The following is a 17,082-nucleotide window of genomic DNA, read 5'->3' as shown; positions in this document are numbered from 1 at the left end:
CCCTATCATAAATTACATTTATGATAGGGCCTTTTTAAATTATAACTGGCTTTTTTGGCTAAATTAATTCTACGCTTCTGCTTACAAAGGCAGTTAACTCTGCCCCGGTTAACATACCTTGTGCTAAAAGTGCTAAATCTACCGCTTGTTTAGCCAGGTTTTGCTGTTCTTCGCCTTCGGCATTTAAAATTTTGCCTACCAATTTATGGTTCCCGTTAATGGCAACTTTATAATTGTCTGGCATTTGGCCATAAAAATTCATTCCACCACCCATTGCAGCCATGTCTTTCATCCGGCGCATAAATTCATCCATGGTAATCGTAACCGGAAGCTCATCTGGGTGTAAAGCTACAACTTCTACGTGCATGCCCGGTTTGGTAATGGCTTTTTCGAAAATAGCCGTTACTTCTTTTACCTGATCTTCATTTAAAACATGCTCATTCTGCTCATCTTTCTCAATTAATTTATCTACAACGCTAGAGTCGACACGTTTAATTGATGTTTTCTCTAATTTTTGTTCCAACTGATTAATAAAGTGATTGTCGATTGGCGAATCTAATACCAGAACATCATAATCTTTTTTATTGGCTGATTGTATAAACGCATCTTGTTTTGCAGCATCATTCGTATATAAATATACTACAGTGCCATTTTTATCCGTTTGTAATGCGCTTACTTTTTCTTTATATTCAGGAAGGGTATAAAGCTCATTTTTAGTGTTGCCAACTAAAGCGAAATCTTTGGCTTTATCGTAAAACTTCTCCTCGCTGATCATACCATATTTAACAAAAAGACCAATGTCTTTCCATTTATCTTCGTAAGCTTTACGGTCTTTGGCAAATAGCTCAGCTAGTTTATCCGCAACCTTTTTAGTAATGTAGTTATTGATCTTTTTAACATTGCTATCGGCCTGCAGGAAACTGCGCGATACATTTAGTGGAATATCCGGAGAATCAATTACGCCATGCAATAGCATTAAAAATTCAGGAACAATATCTTTAACCTCGTCGGTAATAAATACCTGGCGGGAGTACAATTTAATTTTGTTACGCTGCATTTCAAAATCGTTTTTCAACTTAGGGAAATACAGTACACCTGTCAAATTAAATGGATAATCAACATTTAGGTGGATCCAGAATAATGGTTCTTCACTAAAAGGGTATAACTCACGGTAAAAGCTTAAATAATCCTCGTCTGACAAATCTGCAGGAGCTTTTGTCCAGATCGGGTTGGTGGTGTTGATGATGTTATCAACTTCCACATCCTTATACTTCTTTTTGCCTTCTTCATCTACGCCATCTTCTACCGATTCGGTTTTAGTACCAAATTTAATGGGAACAGGTAGAAATTTAGCATATTTATTAAGGATTTCCTGTAGTTTACTTTCTTCTAAAAACTCTTCAGAATCTTTGTTTACATGGAGGATAATATCAGTACCGCGGGTAGTTTTGTTACCGGCTGTAATTTCAAATTCTGTACTTCCATCGCAAACCCAACGGGCAGGCTCAGCGCCATCCTGGTAAGATAAAGTTTGAATTTCAACCAAATCAGCAACCATAAAGGCCGAATAGAAGCCTAGTCCAAATTTACCGATGATTTCGTTGGCATCTTTTGCATCTTTAAATTTCTCTACAAACTCACTTGCGCCAGAAAAAGCAACCTGGTTGATGTACTTCTTAATCTCTTCAGCTGTCATTCCCAAACCATTGTCGCTAATGGTAATGGTTTTTGCATCCTTATCAACCGCAACTTGTACCAGTGGTGCGCCAACTTCCCCGTTAAACTGCCCTAATGAAGCTAGTCTTTTGATTTTCTGAACGGCATCTACTGCGTTAGAAACCAGTTCACGAAGAAAAATTTCGTTATCAGAGTATAAAAACTTCTTAATTATCGGGAAAATATTCTCAGTATGTATAGAAATATTTCCTTTTTCCTGTATGCTCATATGTAAATAAATTGTTTAATCTACATCCTGCATATCAAGGGTTGTTCCAAAAGAAATTGTTTGCCAAAATGACAGATGCAGCTAAGCTGGAAGATGTAGTGTGGGGAAGCGTGATTTCCAACCTGATTGGGAATTCTTAATATAATAGGCTTAAAAACCCTGTCTGTTGCTATTATTTATAATATTCTTCTATCGCTCTATGCTGATTACGTGACCGGTGTATCACGGACAGCATAGTGACCGCTATTCTTCTTCACCATAGGCCAATTCAATATCAATAAATTGGATTATCAGAGAACATACCTTGCCTTCTACATCAAAACCATAATAAACAGGGTATACACCATCGCCAAAACCACTTTGAAAAAATGGAATGTGATAATCGGTTCCCGGTATGTTCCAGTTTATCCAATCGCCATCTTCACGTTGGTAATCGGAGTTTTGGGCATAATTATCAGCAAAAAGTTTAGCGAAATAATCATCATATAAGTTTTTGCCCGGATTCTCTTTGTGAAATGTTTCTTGGAATGCACAAAAATGTTTTAAAGTTTCTCTATCCAGTACGCAAGCTAAGCCTGCATCTACATTAAAACCGAAAAATTCTCCTTCATTAAAATTAACAAGATCTTCCGTTCCAATTAATGCCTCTTCAAAACGTACGGCATCATAAGCTGAAAACTGTACTTTAACGGCAGCATAACGTGCACAATCTTCATTTTCAGGCACAATTACAGCAGCAGTTACCGGGAATTCGCCTGTAGGAACTTTAATCAGATAAGGTTCGGCATCTCTTTGAATGTATACCAATGGATCTCTAACCAGAATTTCTCCTGTGGGGATGGAAACACTTCCCAGTTCGAGGTGATCGATCTTTTTGCCGGCAACAACTGTTTCTTCAAAATAATCGTTCAGGTAATTGGGGCAGGTGAGCAGTGCGCGCTTCTCGTTCCAGGTTTTTAACCATTCGTTGCTTGGTATCATTGATAAGACAGATTCGTTTGAGAGATGAGTTTTTCAAAAACAAAGAAGCCAAGAAAATTTGAGGTTTCTTGGCTAAATATTTTAATATGTGATTAAATTTAATTTAAAAGAAAGCTTGGTTTATCCTCTTCCAGTGAAAGGATTTTAGTAATCTTTTTAAGCAACACATCCATTTGGAACGGTTTTGATAAGAAATCATCCTGACCATAATTTAAGGTTGTAAAATCTTTTTGATCGTACAAGCCGGAAATAAGCAGAATAGGAATTTTGGAAGTGCTTTCAATAGATTTTAACTGCTCACATAATACACGACCATCTATATGTCCGAGAGAAATGTCAAGTAAAATTAAATCAGGATTAAACTTTTCAATTCTGTTGAAAATTTCCTCACCGTCATTTAGTGCCGAAACTTTAAAACCTCCAATTTCTAGGATCAATTGTATGGTTTCTAAAACCTCAATATCATCATCTACTACCAGTATTCTCTTCATATGTGTGTGCAATTATATGCTGTTAAAAGTATAACAAAATTTTTTGTGTATATGTTTACAATCTTAAGCATATTTTAACAATTTATTAAGGCAAAGTATATTTTGACTTAACTGGCCTGCTGTACAATACCTTCTTTATGTAAAATGAAATTAAAAAGATCATCTATTGGCTTTTGTAAAATTTTACCCGGCTCAATACCATTTTCTACCAATACCGAAATCAGCACATCCTGATAATAGTAGGCAATGGAGCCTACAAAATGGCAGGGTACGCTTTTGTGTTTAGGGTAATCTTTAATATTGGTATCAACAAATTCCTGAAAGCCATTTTTTAGTATTTCCTGGATAAAAGGATGGTCTCTATGGTTGGCCATAAAGCGGCTAAAGCTTGCCAGGTAGATGTTGGGGAAAGGTTTCTGATAAACATTGGTAATAATTTCCTCTTTTTCTGCAGGGTAGGATTTCTTAAATTCTGCTGCTAACGATGATGGCATTTTACCATACAGATAGCTTAAAAGCACTTTTTTTCCAAAGAAAGTTCCAGAACCTTCATCACCTAAAACATAGCCCAGGCCATGGTGGCCATCATGGATTTTTTTTCCGTCGAAGTAACAGATATTAGATCCTGTACCTAAAATACAGTTTAAACCTTCACTGTTTCCACAGGTAGCATATACAGAACCTAAAAGATCATGATCTACGGAAATAAAAGCATTACCGAAAACAGCTGATAAACCATTTGAAACAACTTCATGTTTGTCTGGAGAAGAACAGCCAGCCCCAAAAAAGTAGATCTCTTTTACCTCATTGGCATACTGTAATAAGGGTTCGTTTTTAGAAATCAGCTTGGTGATTTCTTGTTCACTTAAGAAATAAGGATTTATTCCAGGGGTACTAAATTTAATGGTTTCGCCATTATGATAACCCATCCAATCGGTTTTTGATGAGCCACTATCTGCAACAAGTATCATGGCACTAAATATAAAAATTAATTACAGCATTTTATATTTGAAATAATTTCGTTACCTCCTTTAACGCTTATTGGTGGTGTTTTAACATGGTGCACATATTTGAGCAGTACTTTTCACTAATTGTTTAGGCAGTTTGACAATTAATCAGCAAATTATATGATTTTAATTTAAAAAGTGGCTTTTCCGGCAATAAGAAATGATTTAGCTATATGCTTTATGTACCTGATAATTTACGGGCCAGTGGTTAGTTAACCAAATCAATACTCCCGCTAATTGTTTTTAAAGTGTTTTCAGCTATTTTGGCCTGATATTGCATTTCGATGAAACGGTTTTGTGCATCAATGGCATTACGCTGTGCCTCTCTCAGTTCTAACGGAGCTATACTGCCCAAACGGTATTTTGCCAAAGTGATATCTAAATTCTGCTTTGCAATATCTACATTCCGCTGTTCTAATTTAATCAGATCCAAATAGGTACTATAATTTTCGTAGGCAGTAAGTAGCTGCGCATTCACATCCAACTTGGTTTTGTTCAGATTAAGGATCGAATTATCGATTTCTATTTTGGCATTGCGCTCTTGCTGGCGCTGTAAAAAGCCATTAAATAAATTTATGCTCGCGGTAACGCCATAGGTAAATCCATTGGCCGCAAATTTTTGGTTAAAGCCTGTTGGGCTGGTACTGTTTGCCCTGCTGTAACCCGAGTTCAGGCTAACTGCGGGATAACGTGCCCCACGGATGGATTTTAAATTTAAGGAAGCAATGCGTTGATTGATAAACGCATTCTGTACATCAGGGTTCTGCTTTTCGGCCATTTCGGCCATCTTGCTGAATAAGATGCCTTTATCCACATCAATGCTGTCTGCAACAGAAAAAGTGGTTCCGATATCCCGCACCATTAATTGGTTTAAACGAACTTTAGCTATCTGTAGCGCATTTTTGATTTGCAGGTAATTTGAGGTATCCGTATTGTAATCAACCTGTGCAGTTAATACATCCAGTTTAGAGCCACGCCCAAGCTGTAATTTTGTTTTGGCAATATTGGTACGCAAGACCGAAACATCCATGGCGCTATCAGCCGCCCTAACCAATTGTTGTTGTCTTACCATATCGTAATAAGCTGTAATGACATCTGATACAGTGGTTAAAATGGTTAAACGGGAATTTAATTCGCCTTGTTTTTGCAGTTCTTTTAAACGATCGTAATTGGCAAACATGCGGAAACCATCAAAAACGGTCCAGTTTAATTCTGCGCCATAACTGTTATTGGTACTTTTTGCTCCGGTAATTACCCGGTCTGGACCTGTTACAGGACTTTGCCGGGTATTTTGGATACTTCCGCCATTGGTATAATTTCCGGTTAGGTTAGGTAACATGCCCGCATTGCCAATGTTGGCATTGTTTTTAGCGATATCGATCTGGTTTTTACTGATTTTGATGTCGTAATTATGCTCTAAAGCAATGGCAATGGCTTCTTTCAGGCTTAACTTTTCTTGTGCAAAACCCGAAAGCGATAAGCTTATCAGCAGGATAAATATTTTTAATTTCTTGCTCATCTTATTCTTCTGTATGTAAAGCTTCCTGTTCAAAACGACGGGCTTCTTTTAATTCTTGATTTGGTTGGTAAGGTTTGGCCCAATAGGAGTAAATAGCCGGTATTACAAATAAAGTTAGTACCAGAGAGAACAAGGTTCCGCCTACAATTACGGTTCCCATACTCATTCTGCTTTTTGCCGCAGCACCTAGTGCAAGCGCAATAGGCAGCGCGCCAATGGCAATGGCCAAACTGGTCATTAAAATTGGGCGTAAACGCGAAACTGCAGCTTCCCTGATGGCCTCTGGAATGGGAATGCCTTTTTCTTTAAGCTGGTTGGCAAACTCCACAATTAAGATTCCGTTTTTGGTTACCAGGCCAATCAGCATAATGGTGCCAATCTGGCTAAAGATATTCCAGCTTTGCCCACATAACCAGAGAGACAAAAATGCACCTGCAACGGCCATTGGTACGGTTAAAATAATAATAACCGGATCTTTAAAGCTCTCAAACTGCGCTGAAAGAATTAAATATACCAGGAGTAGCGCCAGACCGAACGCGAAAAAGGTATTGGAAGAACTTTCCTTAAAATCGCGCGATTCTCCACTTAAATCTGTAGAAAAAGTTTCGTCCAATACTTTTTTTGAAATGGCATCCATTGCATCAATACCTTCGCCAATACTTTTGCCCGGTGCTAAACCAGCCGAAACGGTAGCGGCAATAAAGCGGTTGTTGCGGTATAATTGTGGCGGACTGCTTTCTTCTTTAGCGGTTACCAGGTTATCAAGCTGTACCAATTCTCCTTTATCGTTACGGACATAAACGGAGCTTAAATCTAACGGATCTTTTCTGTCTCCGCGGTCGAATTGACCAATTACCTGATACTGTTTTCCATTCATAAAAAAGTACGAGAACCTTTGTCCGCTCAACCCTAAATTCAGGGTTTGGGCAATAGCAGAAATAGAAACACCCAGGTTTTTGGCTTTATCCCTGTCGATGGTAAGATTAATTTCAGGTTTATTGAATTTCAGGTTCACATCTGAAACGGTAAATGTTGGATCTTTGGCCACAGCATCCATAAACAATGGAATTTTCTCGCGTAGCTTTTCAAAATTTTGTGCCTGGATGATGTAACTGATCGGCAAGCCGCCGCGGCGCCCCACTGAAATGGTAGGTTGCTGGTTCACAATGGTTTTACCTTCAGTATATTTTTTAGTTATCCGGGTAAGTATATCTGCAATCTCCTTTTGCGAACGCTCACGGGTTTCCGGATTGGTCAGGCCCATCCGTACAAAACCAGAGTTTACTGCACCAGATCCACCAAAACTTGGCGAAGTGATGGTAATGTTCACATTTTTTTCCGGAACAGAATCAATCACCAATTGATTAAGCTTCATGATAAACTTATCCGTATAGGCAAATGAAGCACCCTCAGGTGTAGATACATTAATGTTAATTGCACTTCTGTCATCATATGGAGCAGTTTCTTTCGGTAATATCTTCCAGAAAAGAAAAATAAGCCCCATACAAACCAGGATAATCGGCGCCGAAAGCCATCTTTTAGCTAAAAATTTATTCAGGTTCGATCCGTAGGCATCATTCAATTTTACAAAATAGGGTTCGGTCCAGTTGTAAAATCGGGATGGTTTATGGCCGCCCTTTTTCATCAGATAGGCATTTAACATTGGCGTCAGGGTAAGTGATACAAAGGCAGATACCAATACTGCAGCACCTATTACTACACCGAACTCTCTAAATAAGCGACCAACGAAGCCTTGTAAAAAAATTACAGGTAAGAATACGGCTGCAAGGGTAATGGAGATCGAAATTACCGCGAAAAAGATTTCGTTAGACCCTTTAATGGCTGCCTCAAAGGGCGACATCCCTTCTTCGACCTTTTTAAAGATATTTTCGGTAACCACAATACCATCATCCACAACCAAACCCGTAGCCAGTACAATGGCCAATAAACTTAATACGTTTATGGAGAAGCCAAAGGCATACATGATAAAGAAGGTGAAAATCAGGGATACAGGGATGTCGATCAAAGGCCTGAAGGCGATGGCCCAATCTCTAAAAAAGAGGTAGATGATTAAAATTACCAATACTAGCGATAAGCCAATAGTTTCGGCCACTTCGGTTACCGAACGTTTGATAAAAAGGGTATTATCTAATGCCACTTTTAATTTGATATCCTGCGGGATATCGGCTTTTAACTTATCAAAACGTTTGTAAAATTCTTTGCTGATATCCAGGTAATTAGCGCCCGGCTGCGGAATAATGGCAATGGCCACCATCGGTTTACCCGACTCGCGCAGAATGGTTTCTTCATTTTCCGGCCCTAAAACTGCAAAACCTACATCTTTGAGTTTAACTACCTGGTTACTGTCGGCTTTTAAGATTAAGTTGTTAAACTGACTTTCGTTGGTAAGTTTTCCTAAGGTTTTAACTGTTAGTTCCGTAGTAGCCCCGGTGATTTTTCCGGATGGGAGTTCTACGTTTTCGTTATCTAAGGCCGTAACGATATCCTGCGAGGTTAAGCCGTAAGCACTGAGTTTATTCGGATCCATCCAGATGCGCATGGCATATTTCCTTTGCCCCTGGATTTGCACACTACTTACCCCCGGAATGGTTTGGATCCGATCGGCAATGACGTTTTCGGCAAAATCACTTAATTCAAGTGTATTGCGTTTATCGCTTTGTATCGTCATCGATAAAATCGGATCAGAGTTGGCGTCAGCTTTACTTACCACAGGTAAACCGTCTATATCTTTCGGTAAAGTTCTGGCTGCCTGCGATACTTTATCACGTACATCATTTGCGGCCTCTTCAATGTTTTTGTCAAGGTTAAACTCTATGGTAATATTACTTGCCCCCTGGTTACTAGATGAGGAGATATTTCTGATCCCATCAATAGAATTGATCGATTTTTCTAAAGGTTCGGTAATTTGTGATTCGATAATATCAGCATTGGCTCCAGGATAAGAGGTTCTTACCGAAACTACGGTCGGATCAATGGACGGGTACTCTCGGACACCCAGAAAAGTATAACCTATAATCCCAAAAAGAACAATTAACAGGTTCATCACAATGGCCAGCACCGGCCGTTTTATACTCGTAGTGGAGATACTCATAATTATTCTTTAACCAAATGAACTTTAACCGGTGCATCTTTCTTTAAAGCCATTGATCCGGTGGTTAGTACCGTGTCGCCCGCTTTTAATCCTGATGTAATCACAATGTTTTCATCAGTACGCGTACCCGCCTCTACTTTAACTTCCTGTGCTTTGCCATTTTTTTGGATATAAACAATTTTACCTTTTAAAACCGGGATAACAGCCTCGTTAGGGATCAGGATTGCATTTTGAAGGGTATTTAAAGCCAGTTTAATCTTCGCAAAAGAGCCTGGTAGCAAAGCATTATCAGCATTTGGGGCTAAAGCCCTGATTTCTAAAGTTCTCGTAGCAGCATTAATCCCGGGTTCTATTGCATAAACTTTTCCTTTGTTTTCTTTTGGAGAGCCATCGGTTGTAAATACGATTTCTGAATTCACTTTAATCTGTCCTGCATATTTCTCCGGAACAGAAAAAGTAACTTTAACGGGATTTGTACTCACCAGGTTGGCAATTACCATAGTGGGGGTTAAATAAGTACCGGTAGAAATATTGCGTAAGCCTATACGCCCTGTAAAAGGTGCGCGGATTGTGGTTTTGGCCAGTTGTGCCCTGACTAATTGTGACTGTGCCTGCAACGATTTTAAATCGGCCAGGGCAGTGTCATATTCTTCCTGACTGATTGCTCCTTTTGCCAGCAATTGTTTTGCCCTGTTCTCATTTGTGCCGGAAAGTTTTTGTTTGGTAAGCGCATCCTGTAACTGCGCCTGTATATCTCTGTCGTTTACTTTTACCAGTACACTTCCTTTTGAAACCGTGGTGCCTTCCTGAAAATAAATTCCGGTAACCAAACCTGATACTTCACTTTTAAGGACTACCGATTCGTTTGCATCAATAGCGCCGGTTATTTCCAGGTCATTATCAAAAGATACCGGCTTTACTATAATCCCATCCACTACCAATGGAGCTGAAGTGCCGCCTTTACCATTGCCTTTGCCAGCTCCGGCAGATGTACCACCTTTCCCCTCCAGTTTTTTATTTGCATTAATTCTGTAATATACCAGATAAGCCAAGCCTATAGCTAAAACAGCATAGATAATATACCTTTTCTTCATGTTATGATTTGTGTAGTGCGTATTCCAACATTAAAATGAGATTAATGTTTAGAATTAGAGCGTAAAAATATTCAAATAGTTTAGTCCTAATTTTGTTGTATTAAGGATGTTACAGCTTTCAGTTTCCAGCCAAATTAATCACGAACATCTTATATTAGTCCATTATTTCTGGATTTGGACACAAAGAAGAAAATTAATTAATTTTTGAAGATAACGAGATCATCATCTGTGAGCCAATCGGAGCGAAACAACTATTTTACACCACATTTAGCTAATTTATATCAAAAGCCCATCAATAAATCTAAATTTGCAGCAAAACAAGTGAATATGTTTAATAAAAAATCAATTTTAAGTTTAGTTTTACTACTAACGTGTATTATGGCAGCGAAGGCGCAGGTAAAAATAGGCTTTGAGGTATCTTTTAAAGAACCGCAAGCGCATTATGCAGAAGTACAGATGAATATTTCTGGACTGACGAAAGATTATGTAGATGTAAAAATGCCTGTTTGGACCCCAGGTTCTTATTTGGTTCGCGAGTTTGAAAAAAGTGTGGAAGAATTTAAGGCTACCGCAGGGGGTAAAGTGGTAAAGGTTGAAAAAGTAAGAAAAAACATCTGGAGGATTTTCTCGGCAAAGGCCCCCAATATTCAGATTAATTACCGTGTTTATGCATTTGAAATTTCAGTGCGTACGCCTTTTATCGACGAATCTCATGCTTTCTTATCACCAACGGGGATTTTTATGCATCCCGATGGCATGATCAAATCGCCAAGTACGGTAAAGATTATTCCATTTAATACCTGGAGTAAGGTTTCTACCGGTTTAACTCCCGTTGCCGGCGAGCAGTTTACGTATAAGGCTACCGATTTTGATATTCTTTACGATAGCCCTATTGAAGTGGGCAATCAGGATACCTTTGAATTTACCGCTGCAGGTGTTCGCCATGAAGTGGCTATGTATGGCGGCGGTAATTACGATAAAGAAAAGCTAAAAGTAGATATGGCCAAAATTGTGGAAAAGGAAACAGCAGTTTATGGCGAAAATCCTAATAAATATTACCTCTTTATTGTTCATAATTTCTTAAGAGGCGGCGGTGGTTTGGAGCATTTAAACTCTACCACTTTAGGCGCTACAAGAAATGCTTACAATACGGCCGAAGGTTATAAAGGCTTTTTAAGTTTGGTTGCACATGAGTATCACCATCTGTGGAATGTGAAACGTTTGCGCCCCATTGCTTTGGGCCCATTCGATTATGATAACGAAAATTACACCACCAACCTCTGGGTGGCCGAAGGTTTTACCTCTTATTATGAAAATAAATATTTGCACCGTGCCGGTTTTACTGATGTAAACGAATTTCTGAAAGATTTAGCAGGTGGGGTAGGTACGGTTTTAAATACCCCGGGTGCCAAATACCAGTCGGCAGCTTCATCTAGCTACGACGCCTGGATTATCGGCTACCGCCCGAATGAGAACTCAAAAAATAATTCAATCTCTTATTATAATAAAGGAGAAGTGATTGGTATGCTAATGGATCTCGAAATTATTAACGCTACCAAAGGTGCTAAAAGCCTGGATGATGTAATGAAAGCCATGTACCTGCAGTGTAAAACTTTAAAACGCGGTTATACCGATGCCGAGTTTAAAACCATGGTGGAGAAAATATCCGGAATCAGTTTTACCAATTTCTGGGCAAAATATGTAAACGGAGTTGATGATGTAGAATATGTAAAATACTTAGGTTATGCCGGTGTAGATGTTTCGACAGAAAATGCAAATCCAGGTAAACCGTTTACTGGTGCTACCGGACAGTTAACCAATGATGGTCTGGTAATTACTTCAACAACAAGAAATTCTGCGGCCTGGATTAGCGGATTAAATGTAAACGATGTGGTACTTACTTTAGATGATACCACTTTAGGTGAAGCGTTATCAACTGTTAAGTTAAAAAGCCCTGTTTTAGCTTTAGATGCAGTTCCTTTGGTAGCCAAAAAGAATATCGGCGATGTGCTGAAACTGAAGGTTAGACGTGATGGATTGGAGAAAGAAATTTCTTTAACCCTGAAAGAAAATCCAAATGTACGCCTAAATGTAGCTGTTAACGAAAATGCCACACCAGTTCAAAAAGCAGTACTGAAAAAATGGACGGGTGGTTAGTCTTTAATCATAAGTCCTTGGTTTTAAGTTCTAAGTCTTGAGTCAACTGGTACACATAAAAAATCCCGTAAGAAATTCATCCTACGGGATTTTTTATGTTAATGCTTGCTGTATCAACGCCTGTCGCCATGCGCTAAATGCTTTGCTAGAAAGTATATCTAAATCCTAAACCAAATCTTCCAGCATTAAAATCGCTATCGTTATCGCCAATGTAAAGTCTTGGTCTCCAATCTAAAGCTAACGCCAATGGTGCACCAGAGAATTTGTAATCCAAACCAACCATTGGAACAAGATAAAAATTAGAACCACCATCATACAATTGAACGGATGGACCACCACCTAAATACCAGTCTAAACCTTTTGCACCGCGGATAGCTGAGTTGTATTGGATGAAACCTTGAATAATAGTAGAGTTTCCACCAAACAATACATCTCCCTGAAGGGCTGCTTTAGGGCTGAAATGGTGTCTGATTGAAGGACCAACCAACGTAGCGCCATCTCCAAAGTCAATGCCTAAACCTAATCCGGTTTTGTAGTTTTGGGCTTTAACGGTTGTTGTACTAAGGGCAAACAATGCAATGCATCCTAAAATTGTAAATAACTTTTTCATAATTTAAATGTTTTTGTAAATAATTATCAGCCTAACAACTTTAGTGCCGTTTCTGTTTTTTGAGTAAAAATTTTCATAGGATAAAAAACAATGCTTGCATAGTAATTTTGTAATTGCTAAGTTTATTAAAATATTTTTACCGGAAACTAAATACAGTGTTTTATTTATGATGAGGTATTATTTTCCTTAAAAAAGCATAATAGATGATAATCTTTGTGCTTGATTTTTTTAACTTAACCAAATAATATACAATTCTTATGGCGGCAGAAATTAAACGGGTTTTTGATCTTTTAAAATACAGCCTCGAAAATCCTAAGCAGGAATTCATCAGCGGAAAAATTAACGGAAAATGGATAAATTATAGTACAGTAGATTTTTGTAACGCTGTAGATAACCTAAGCCGCGGATTAATTAAACAAGGTATTGGTAAAGGCGGAAGAGTAGCAGTGATGTCGCATAACCGGCCTGAATGGAATATTGCCGATTTTGCTGCCAACCAGATCGGGGCTTATCAGATTCCCTTATACCCAACCTTAGCCGAGCACGATATTCAATTTATTTTAAAAGATGCAGAAGTAACCATCATTTTTGTAGCCGACGAAGAGTTGTATAAAAAAGTTAAACCATGCGCCGATGCCATAAATCCGGCTATAAAGATTTATAGTTTTAACGAAATTACTGTAACCGAAAGCTGGAATGCCCTAATCGAATTGGGTAAAGCAAGCACTGATATCGATCTGGAAGAATATCGGTCGAAAGTAGCACCTGAAGATATTTTAACCTTAATTTATACCTCGGGAACAACAGGCACGCCTAAAGGAGTAATGTTAACGCACCATAATTTAGTCGCAAATTTTGTGAACTCAGCCGTAGTGATGCCCGAAGGTGTTAAAAAAAGTTTAAGTTTTTTGCCTTTATCGCACATTTTCGAGCGAATGATCATTTATCTGTACCTGTTTAATTATACGGGAATTTATTATGCCGAAAGTATGGAAACTATTGTAGCCGATATTCAGCATGTAAAACCTAATGCATTTTCTACAGTGCCAAGGCTGCTGGAAAAAGTGTACGATAAGATCATGGAGAAAGGAAAAGCACTAACCGGAATTAAAAAAGGAATTTTCTTCTGGTCGGTAGCTTTAGCCGAAAAATATACCATTAATGCAGGTGCCTGGTACAACTTTAAACTGGGGATTGCCCGTAAACTGGTTTTCAAAAAATGGAAGGAGGCTTTGGGAGGAGAAATTGTGGTGATCGTATCTGGCGGAGCAGCGCTAAATCCACGATTGGCAAGAATTTTCTGGGCTGCTGGTATGCCTGTTTTTGAAGGCTACGGACTAACTGAAACCTCACCGGTAATTACCGTTAATCATTTTGGTGGCACCATGTTCGGTACCGTTGGCGAAGTAATTAAAGGTGTGGAAGTTAAAATTGCGCCTGATGGTGAAGTATTAACACGCGGACACCAGGTGATGAAAGGTTATTATAACCGGCCGGATCTTACACAGGAAGCAGTAGATCAGGAAGGGTGGTTTCATACCGGAGATATCGGTGAACTGGTTGACGGCCGTTTTCTAAGAATCACCGACCGTAAAAAAGAAATGTTTAAAACAGCGGGCGGTAAATATGTTGCCCCACAAATTTTGGAGAATAAATATAAAGAATCTATTTTTATCGAACAGATTATGGTGTTAGGCGAAAATAGAAAATTCCCTTCCGCCCTGATTGTACCAAATTTCGAAACCCTGAAAACCTGGGCGGGCAGAAAGGGTATTATTTTTAACTCAAACGAAGAGATCATTAAAAACGAGCAGGTACTCAATAAGTATAACGAGGTTATCGAAGCTGCTAATGTGGGTTTTGGTAAATGGGAGCAGGTAAAAAGATTTGCACTTTTGCCTAAAGAGTGGAGCATAGATGGTGGTGAACTTACCCCAAAATTAAGTCTGAAAAGAAAAGTGATTACAGAAAAAAACATTGAAGTAATCGAAAAAATATATAAAGATGCGGAAAACTATAAAGCCCCTTAATAATTTTAAAAAATCGTTAATATACTTATGTGTTGTGCTGTTATTGGTTGGTTGTGTAACCGGGCAATTGGGTAAAAACAACAGTGGCGAATATAAAAAGGGTATGGTGGTTTCGGCCCATCCGGAAGCATCGCAGGTAGGTATCGATATTTTAAAAAAAGGTGGAAATGCGGTTGATGCTGCCGTGGCGGTTCAGTTTGCGTTGGCCGTGGTTTATCCCAATGCAGGAAATATCGGTGGCGGCGGTTTTATGGTATACCGTGGTGCAAATGGCGAGATAAATGCCTTGGATTTTAGAGAAAAAGCAGCTGCGGCAGCCAGTAGAGATATGTACCTGGATACTGCTGGTCATCCGGTTGTTGATAAAAGCCTTTATGGCCATTTAGCTGTGGGTGTACCCGGATCAGTAGATGGTATGGTAGAGGCACATCAAAAATATGGAAAGCTTTCCTGGGCGCAGGTATTACAGCCTGCGATAGACCTGGCAAACCTTGGTTTTAAAATTACCAAACGGCAGGCTGGCGAACTGAATGCTTTGCACCGGAAGTTTATGGCATTTAATCCTAACGGGACGGCTTTCGTCAATTTAGAAAGTACCTGGAAGGAAAATGATGTGTTGGTGCAAAAGGAATTGGCCAATACCTTAAAGCTTATTCAGGAGAAAGGCAGGTCGGGTTTTTACGAAGGAGCCGTGGCCGATTCGATTGTGGCTGAAATGCAACGTGGAAAAGGACTTATTACAAAAGCAGATTTAAAAAGTTATCACGCCATTTGGCGTAAACCTATAACCGGGAGTTACAGGGGGTACAAAATTATTACCATGCCACCTCCTTCAAGCGGAGGTATTGCCCTCATCCAGTTGCTTCAATCTGTTGAACCTTATCCCTTAAAAAAATGGGGCCATAATACCGATTCAACTGTGCAGGTAATTGTCGAAGCCGAGAGGAGGGTCTATGCCGATCGCGCAACACACCTGGGCGATCCTGATTTTTATAACGTTCCTCAACAACAATTACTAAACGCTGCCTATAATAAAAACCGGATGGCAAACTTTAACTGGGCAGCTGCAACCCCAAGCAGTGCTGTTTCGGCTGGCGAAATAAAAGCAGCAGAACATGAAGAAACCACACACTTCTCTATCGTAGATCGCGATGGAAATGCGGTTTCCATCACCACCACTTTAAATGGTTCTTACGGATCTTTAGTGGCCGTAAAAGGAGCAGGTTTTTTATTAAACAATGAAATGGACGACTTTTCTGTTAAACCCGGAGCACCCAATATGTATGGCTTGGTTGGTGGAGAAGCCAATGCCATAGCACCTAATAAAAGAATGTTAAGCTCCATGACGCCAAGCATTGTAGAAAAAGATGGAAAATTATTTATGGTGGTAGGTACACCTGGTGGATCAACCATCATTACCTCTGTATTCCAAACCATCATAAATGTAATCGACTTCGATATGTCTATGCAATCGGCTGTTGCTGCTAAAAAGTTTCACCACCAATGGTTGCCAGATGAAGTGTATGTTGAAAAAGATGCCATCGATAGCTTATCAACAGAAAGGTTAAGGGCAAAAGGTTATAAAATCTTACAAAGAGGTCCAATAGGTAGGGTTGATGCTGTTTTAAAAACAAAATGGGGCAATTATCAGGGGGGAGCCGACCCCAGAGGGGATGATAAAGCCGTTGGCTGGTAGCTATTTTTGGATTACAGGAACATGATTGGCCTGAATTGCCTTTTATCTGCTACCCTTAAATATGTTACATAGATACCCTGCGGCAATTGCGTAGCGGTTTAGTTATATTGCGTCGGCAATTCAAAATGCCCATATCGCCATGCGTAAACTATTTTCTCTGTCTTTCCTTCTAACAATTGCATTACAATTGCAGGCTCAAACCAATGAGGCCAGCCTGGTAAGTCCACTGATTAATCAATATCAATCAGATGGGATGATGCTGAGCCGTAAATATACGCTAAAGCGATCGGAAGAATACTTTAAGCGAATGGAACGCTTTTATGCTGAATGGCAGAAACAATTAAAATCATTGCCTTTTAACAAGCTAACTGTAAACGAAAGGGTAGATTATATTTTGCTAAAACGTGATATCCGCGCTGATTCGGCCAGCTTGTAGCAAA

Annotated in this window: 12 protein-coding genes; 4 read left to right on the top strand and 8 right to left on the bottom strand. The window is 39.2% G+C overall.

Annotation, left to right across the window (positions count from 1 at the left end):
- Window positions 1–58 precede the first annotated feature (58 nt).
- The 7 genes from htpG to ACK1I8_RS15525 form a co-directional block, all read right to left on the bottom strand.
- Window positions 59–1,945 carry a molecular chaperone HtpG gene (gene htpG, locus ACK1I8_RS15555; protein WP_412466244.1) on the bottom strand — a complete coding sequence of 629 codons (1,887 nt, stop codon included), beginning with the start codon at window positions 1,943–1,945 and terminating at the stop codon, window positions 59–61.
- 243 nt (window positions 1,946–2,188) lie between these two features.
- Window positions 2,189–2,926 (bottom strand): DUF4241 domain-containing protein, encoded by a 738-nt coding sequence (locus ACK1I8_RS15550; RefSeq protein WP_412466243.1) that lies wholly within the window; start codon window positions 2,924–2,926, stop codon window positions 2,189–2,191.
- Between the two features lie 98 nt (window positions 2,927–3,024).
- Window positions 3,025–3,417: a response regulator gene (locus ACK1I8_RS15545; RefSeq protein WP_293790165.1), complete on the bottom strand. Its 393-nt coding sequence runs from the start codon at window positions 3,415–3,417 to the stop codon at window positions 3,025–3,027.
- A 107-nt stretch (window positions 3,418–3,524) separates the two neighbouring features.
- On the bottom strand, window positions 3,525–4,388 hold the full coding sequence (locus ACK1I8_RS15540) for an N-acetylglucosamine kinase (RefSeq protein ID WP_412466242.1): 864 nt from the start codon (window positions 4,386–4,388) through the stop codon (window positions 3,525–3,527).
- A 244-nt stretch (window positions 4,389–4,632) separates the two neighbouring features.
- A complete protein-coding gene (locus ACK1I8_RS15535; protein ID WP_412466241.1) occupies window positions 4,633–5,943 on the bottom strand; it encodes a TolC family protein in 1,311 nt (436 codons plus the stop codon).
- Between the two features lies 1 nt (window position 5,944).
- On the bottom strand, window positions 5,945–9,055 hold the full coding sequence (locus tag ACK1I8_RS15530; RefSeq protein ID WP_412466240.1) for an efflux RND transporter permease subunit: 3,111 nt from the start codon (window positions 9,053–9,055) through the stop codon (window positions 5,945–5,947).
- A gap of 2 nt (window positions 9,056–9,057) precedes the next feature.
- The gene (locus ACK1I8_RS15525) at window positions 9,058–10,149 is read right to left on the bottom strand and encodes an efflux RND transporter periplasmic adaptor subunit (protein WP_412466239.1); all 1,092 of its coding nucleotides are present in this window, start codon (window positions 10,147–10,149) and stop codon (window positions 9,058–9,060) included.
- Between the two features lie 327 nt (window positions 10,150–10,476).
- On the opposite strand from ACK1I8_RS15525, the gene ACK1I8_RS15520 reads away from it, so the two are divergent.
- Window positions 10,477–12,306: a M61 family metallopeptidase gene (locus ACK1I8_RS15520; RefSeq protein ID WP_412466238.1), complete on the top strand. Its 1,830-nt coding sequence runs from the start codon at window positions 10,477–10,479 to the stop codon at window positions 12,304–12,306.
- Between the two features lie 145 nt (window positions 12,307–12,451).
- Here the strand turns inward: ACK1I8_RS15520 and ACK1I8_RS15515 are convergent, their stop codons facing one another.
- Window positions 12,452–12,916: a hypothetical protein gene (locus ACK1I8_RS15515; protein ID WP_412466237.1), complete on the bottom strand. Its 465-nt coding sequence runs from the start codon at window positions 12,914–12,916 to the stop codon at window positions 12,452–12,454.
- A gap of 257 nt (window positions 12,917–13,173) precedes the next feature.
- On the opposite strand from ACK1I8_RS15515, the gene ACK1I8_RS15510 reads away from it, so the two are divergent.
- The 3 genes from ACK1I8_RS15510 to ACK1I8_RS15500 all read left to right on the top strand — a co-directional run bounded on the left by ACK1I8_RS15510 (window position 13,174) and on the right by ACK1I8_RS15500 (window position 17,078).
- Window positions 13,174–14,946 carry an AMP-dependent synthetase/ligase gene (locus ACK1I8_RS15510; RefSeq protein WP_412466236.1) on the top strand — a complete coding sequence of 591 codons (1,773 nt, stop codon included), beginning with the start codon at window positions 13,174–13,176 and terminating at the stop codon, window positions 14,944–14,946.
- Window positions 14,921–16,642, top strand: coding sequence for a gamma-glutamyltransferase (gene ggt / locus ACK1I8_RS15505; RefSeq protein ID WP_412466235.1), 1,722 nt, complete (start codon window positions 14,921–14,923; stop codon window positions 16,640–16,642). The genes ACK1I8_RS15510 and ggt overlap by 26 nt, the downstream gene beginning before the upstream one ends.
- Before the next feature lie 139 nt (window positions 16,643–16,781).
- Window positions 16,782–17,078: a hypothetical protein gene (locus ACK1I8_RS15500; protein WP_412466234.1), complete on the top strand. Its 297-nt coding sequence runs from the start codon at window positions 16,782–16,784 to the stop codon at window positions 17,076–17,078.
- Window positions 17,079–17,082: the final 4 nt, after the last annotated feature.

Source organism: Pedobacter sp. KLB.chiD, assembly GCF_047040275.1.
GTDB lineage: Bacteria > Bacteroidota > Bacteroidia > Sphingobacteriales > Sphingobacteriaceae > Pedobacter.
This window is presented reverse-complemented; position numbering and strand designations above follow the sequence as displayed.

Coding starts and splice junctions, on each gene's coding strand:
- htpG (WP_412466244.1), bottom strand. CDS start 1,945: ATGAGCATACAGGAAAAAGGAAATATTTCTATACATACTGAGAATATT.
- ACK1I8_RS15550 (WP_412466243.1), bottom strand. CDS start 2,926: ATGATACCAAGCAACGAATGGTTAAAAACCTGGAACGAGAAGCGCGCA.
- ACK1I8_RS15545 (WP_293790165.1), bottom strand. CDS start 3,417: ATGAAGAGAATACTGGTAGTAGATGATGATATTGAGGTTTTAGAAACC.
- ACK1I8_RS15540 (WP_412466242.1), bottom strand. CDS start 4,388: ATGATACTTGTTGCAGATAGTGGCTCATCAAAAACCGATTGGATGGGT.
- ACK1I8_RS15535 (WP_412466241.1), bottom strand. CDS start 5,943: ATGAGCAAGAAATTAAAAATATTTATCCTGCTGATAAGCTTATCGCTT.
- ACK1I8_RS15530 (WP_412466240.1), bottom strand. CDS start 9,055: ATGAGTATCTCCACTACGAGTATAAAACGGCCGGTGCTGGCCATTGTG.
- ACK1I8_RS15525 (WP_412466239.1), bottom strand. CDS start 10,149: ATGAAGAAAAGGTATATTATCTATGCTGTTTTAGCTATAGGCTTGGCT.
- ACK1I8_RS15520 (WP_412466238.1), top strand. CDS start 10,477: ATGTTTAATAAAAAATCAATTTTAAGTTTAGTTTTACTACTAACGTGT.
- ACK1I8_RS15515 (WP_412466237.1), bottom strand. CDS start 12,916: ATGAAAAAGTTATTTACAATTTTAGGATGCATTGCATTGTTTGCCCTT.
- ACK1I8_RS15510 (WP_412466236.1), top strand. CDS start 13,174: ATGGCGGCAGAAATTAAACGGGTTTTTGATCTTTTAAAATACAGCCTC.
- ggt (WP_412466235.1), top strand. CDS start 14,921: ATGCGGAAAACTATAAAGCCCCTTAATAATTTTAAAAAATCGTTAATA.
- ACK1I8_RS15500 (WP_412466234.1), top strand. CDS start 16,782: ATGCGTAAACTATTTTCTCTGTCTTTCCTTCTAACAATTGCATTACAA.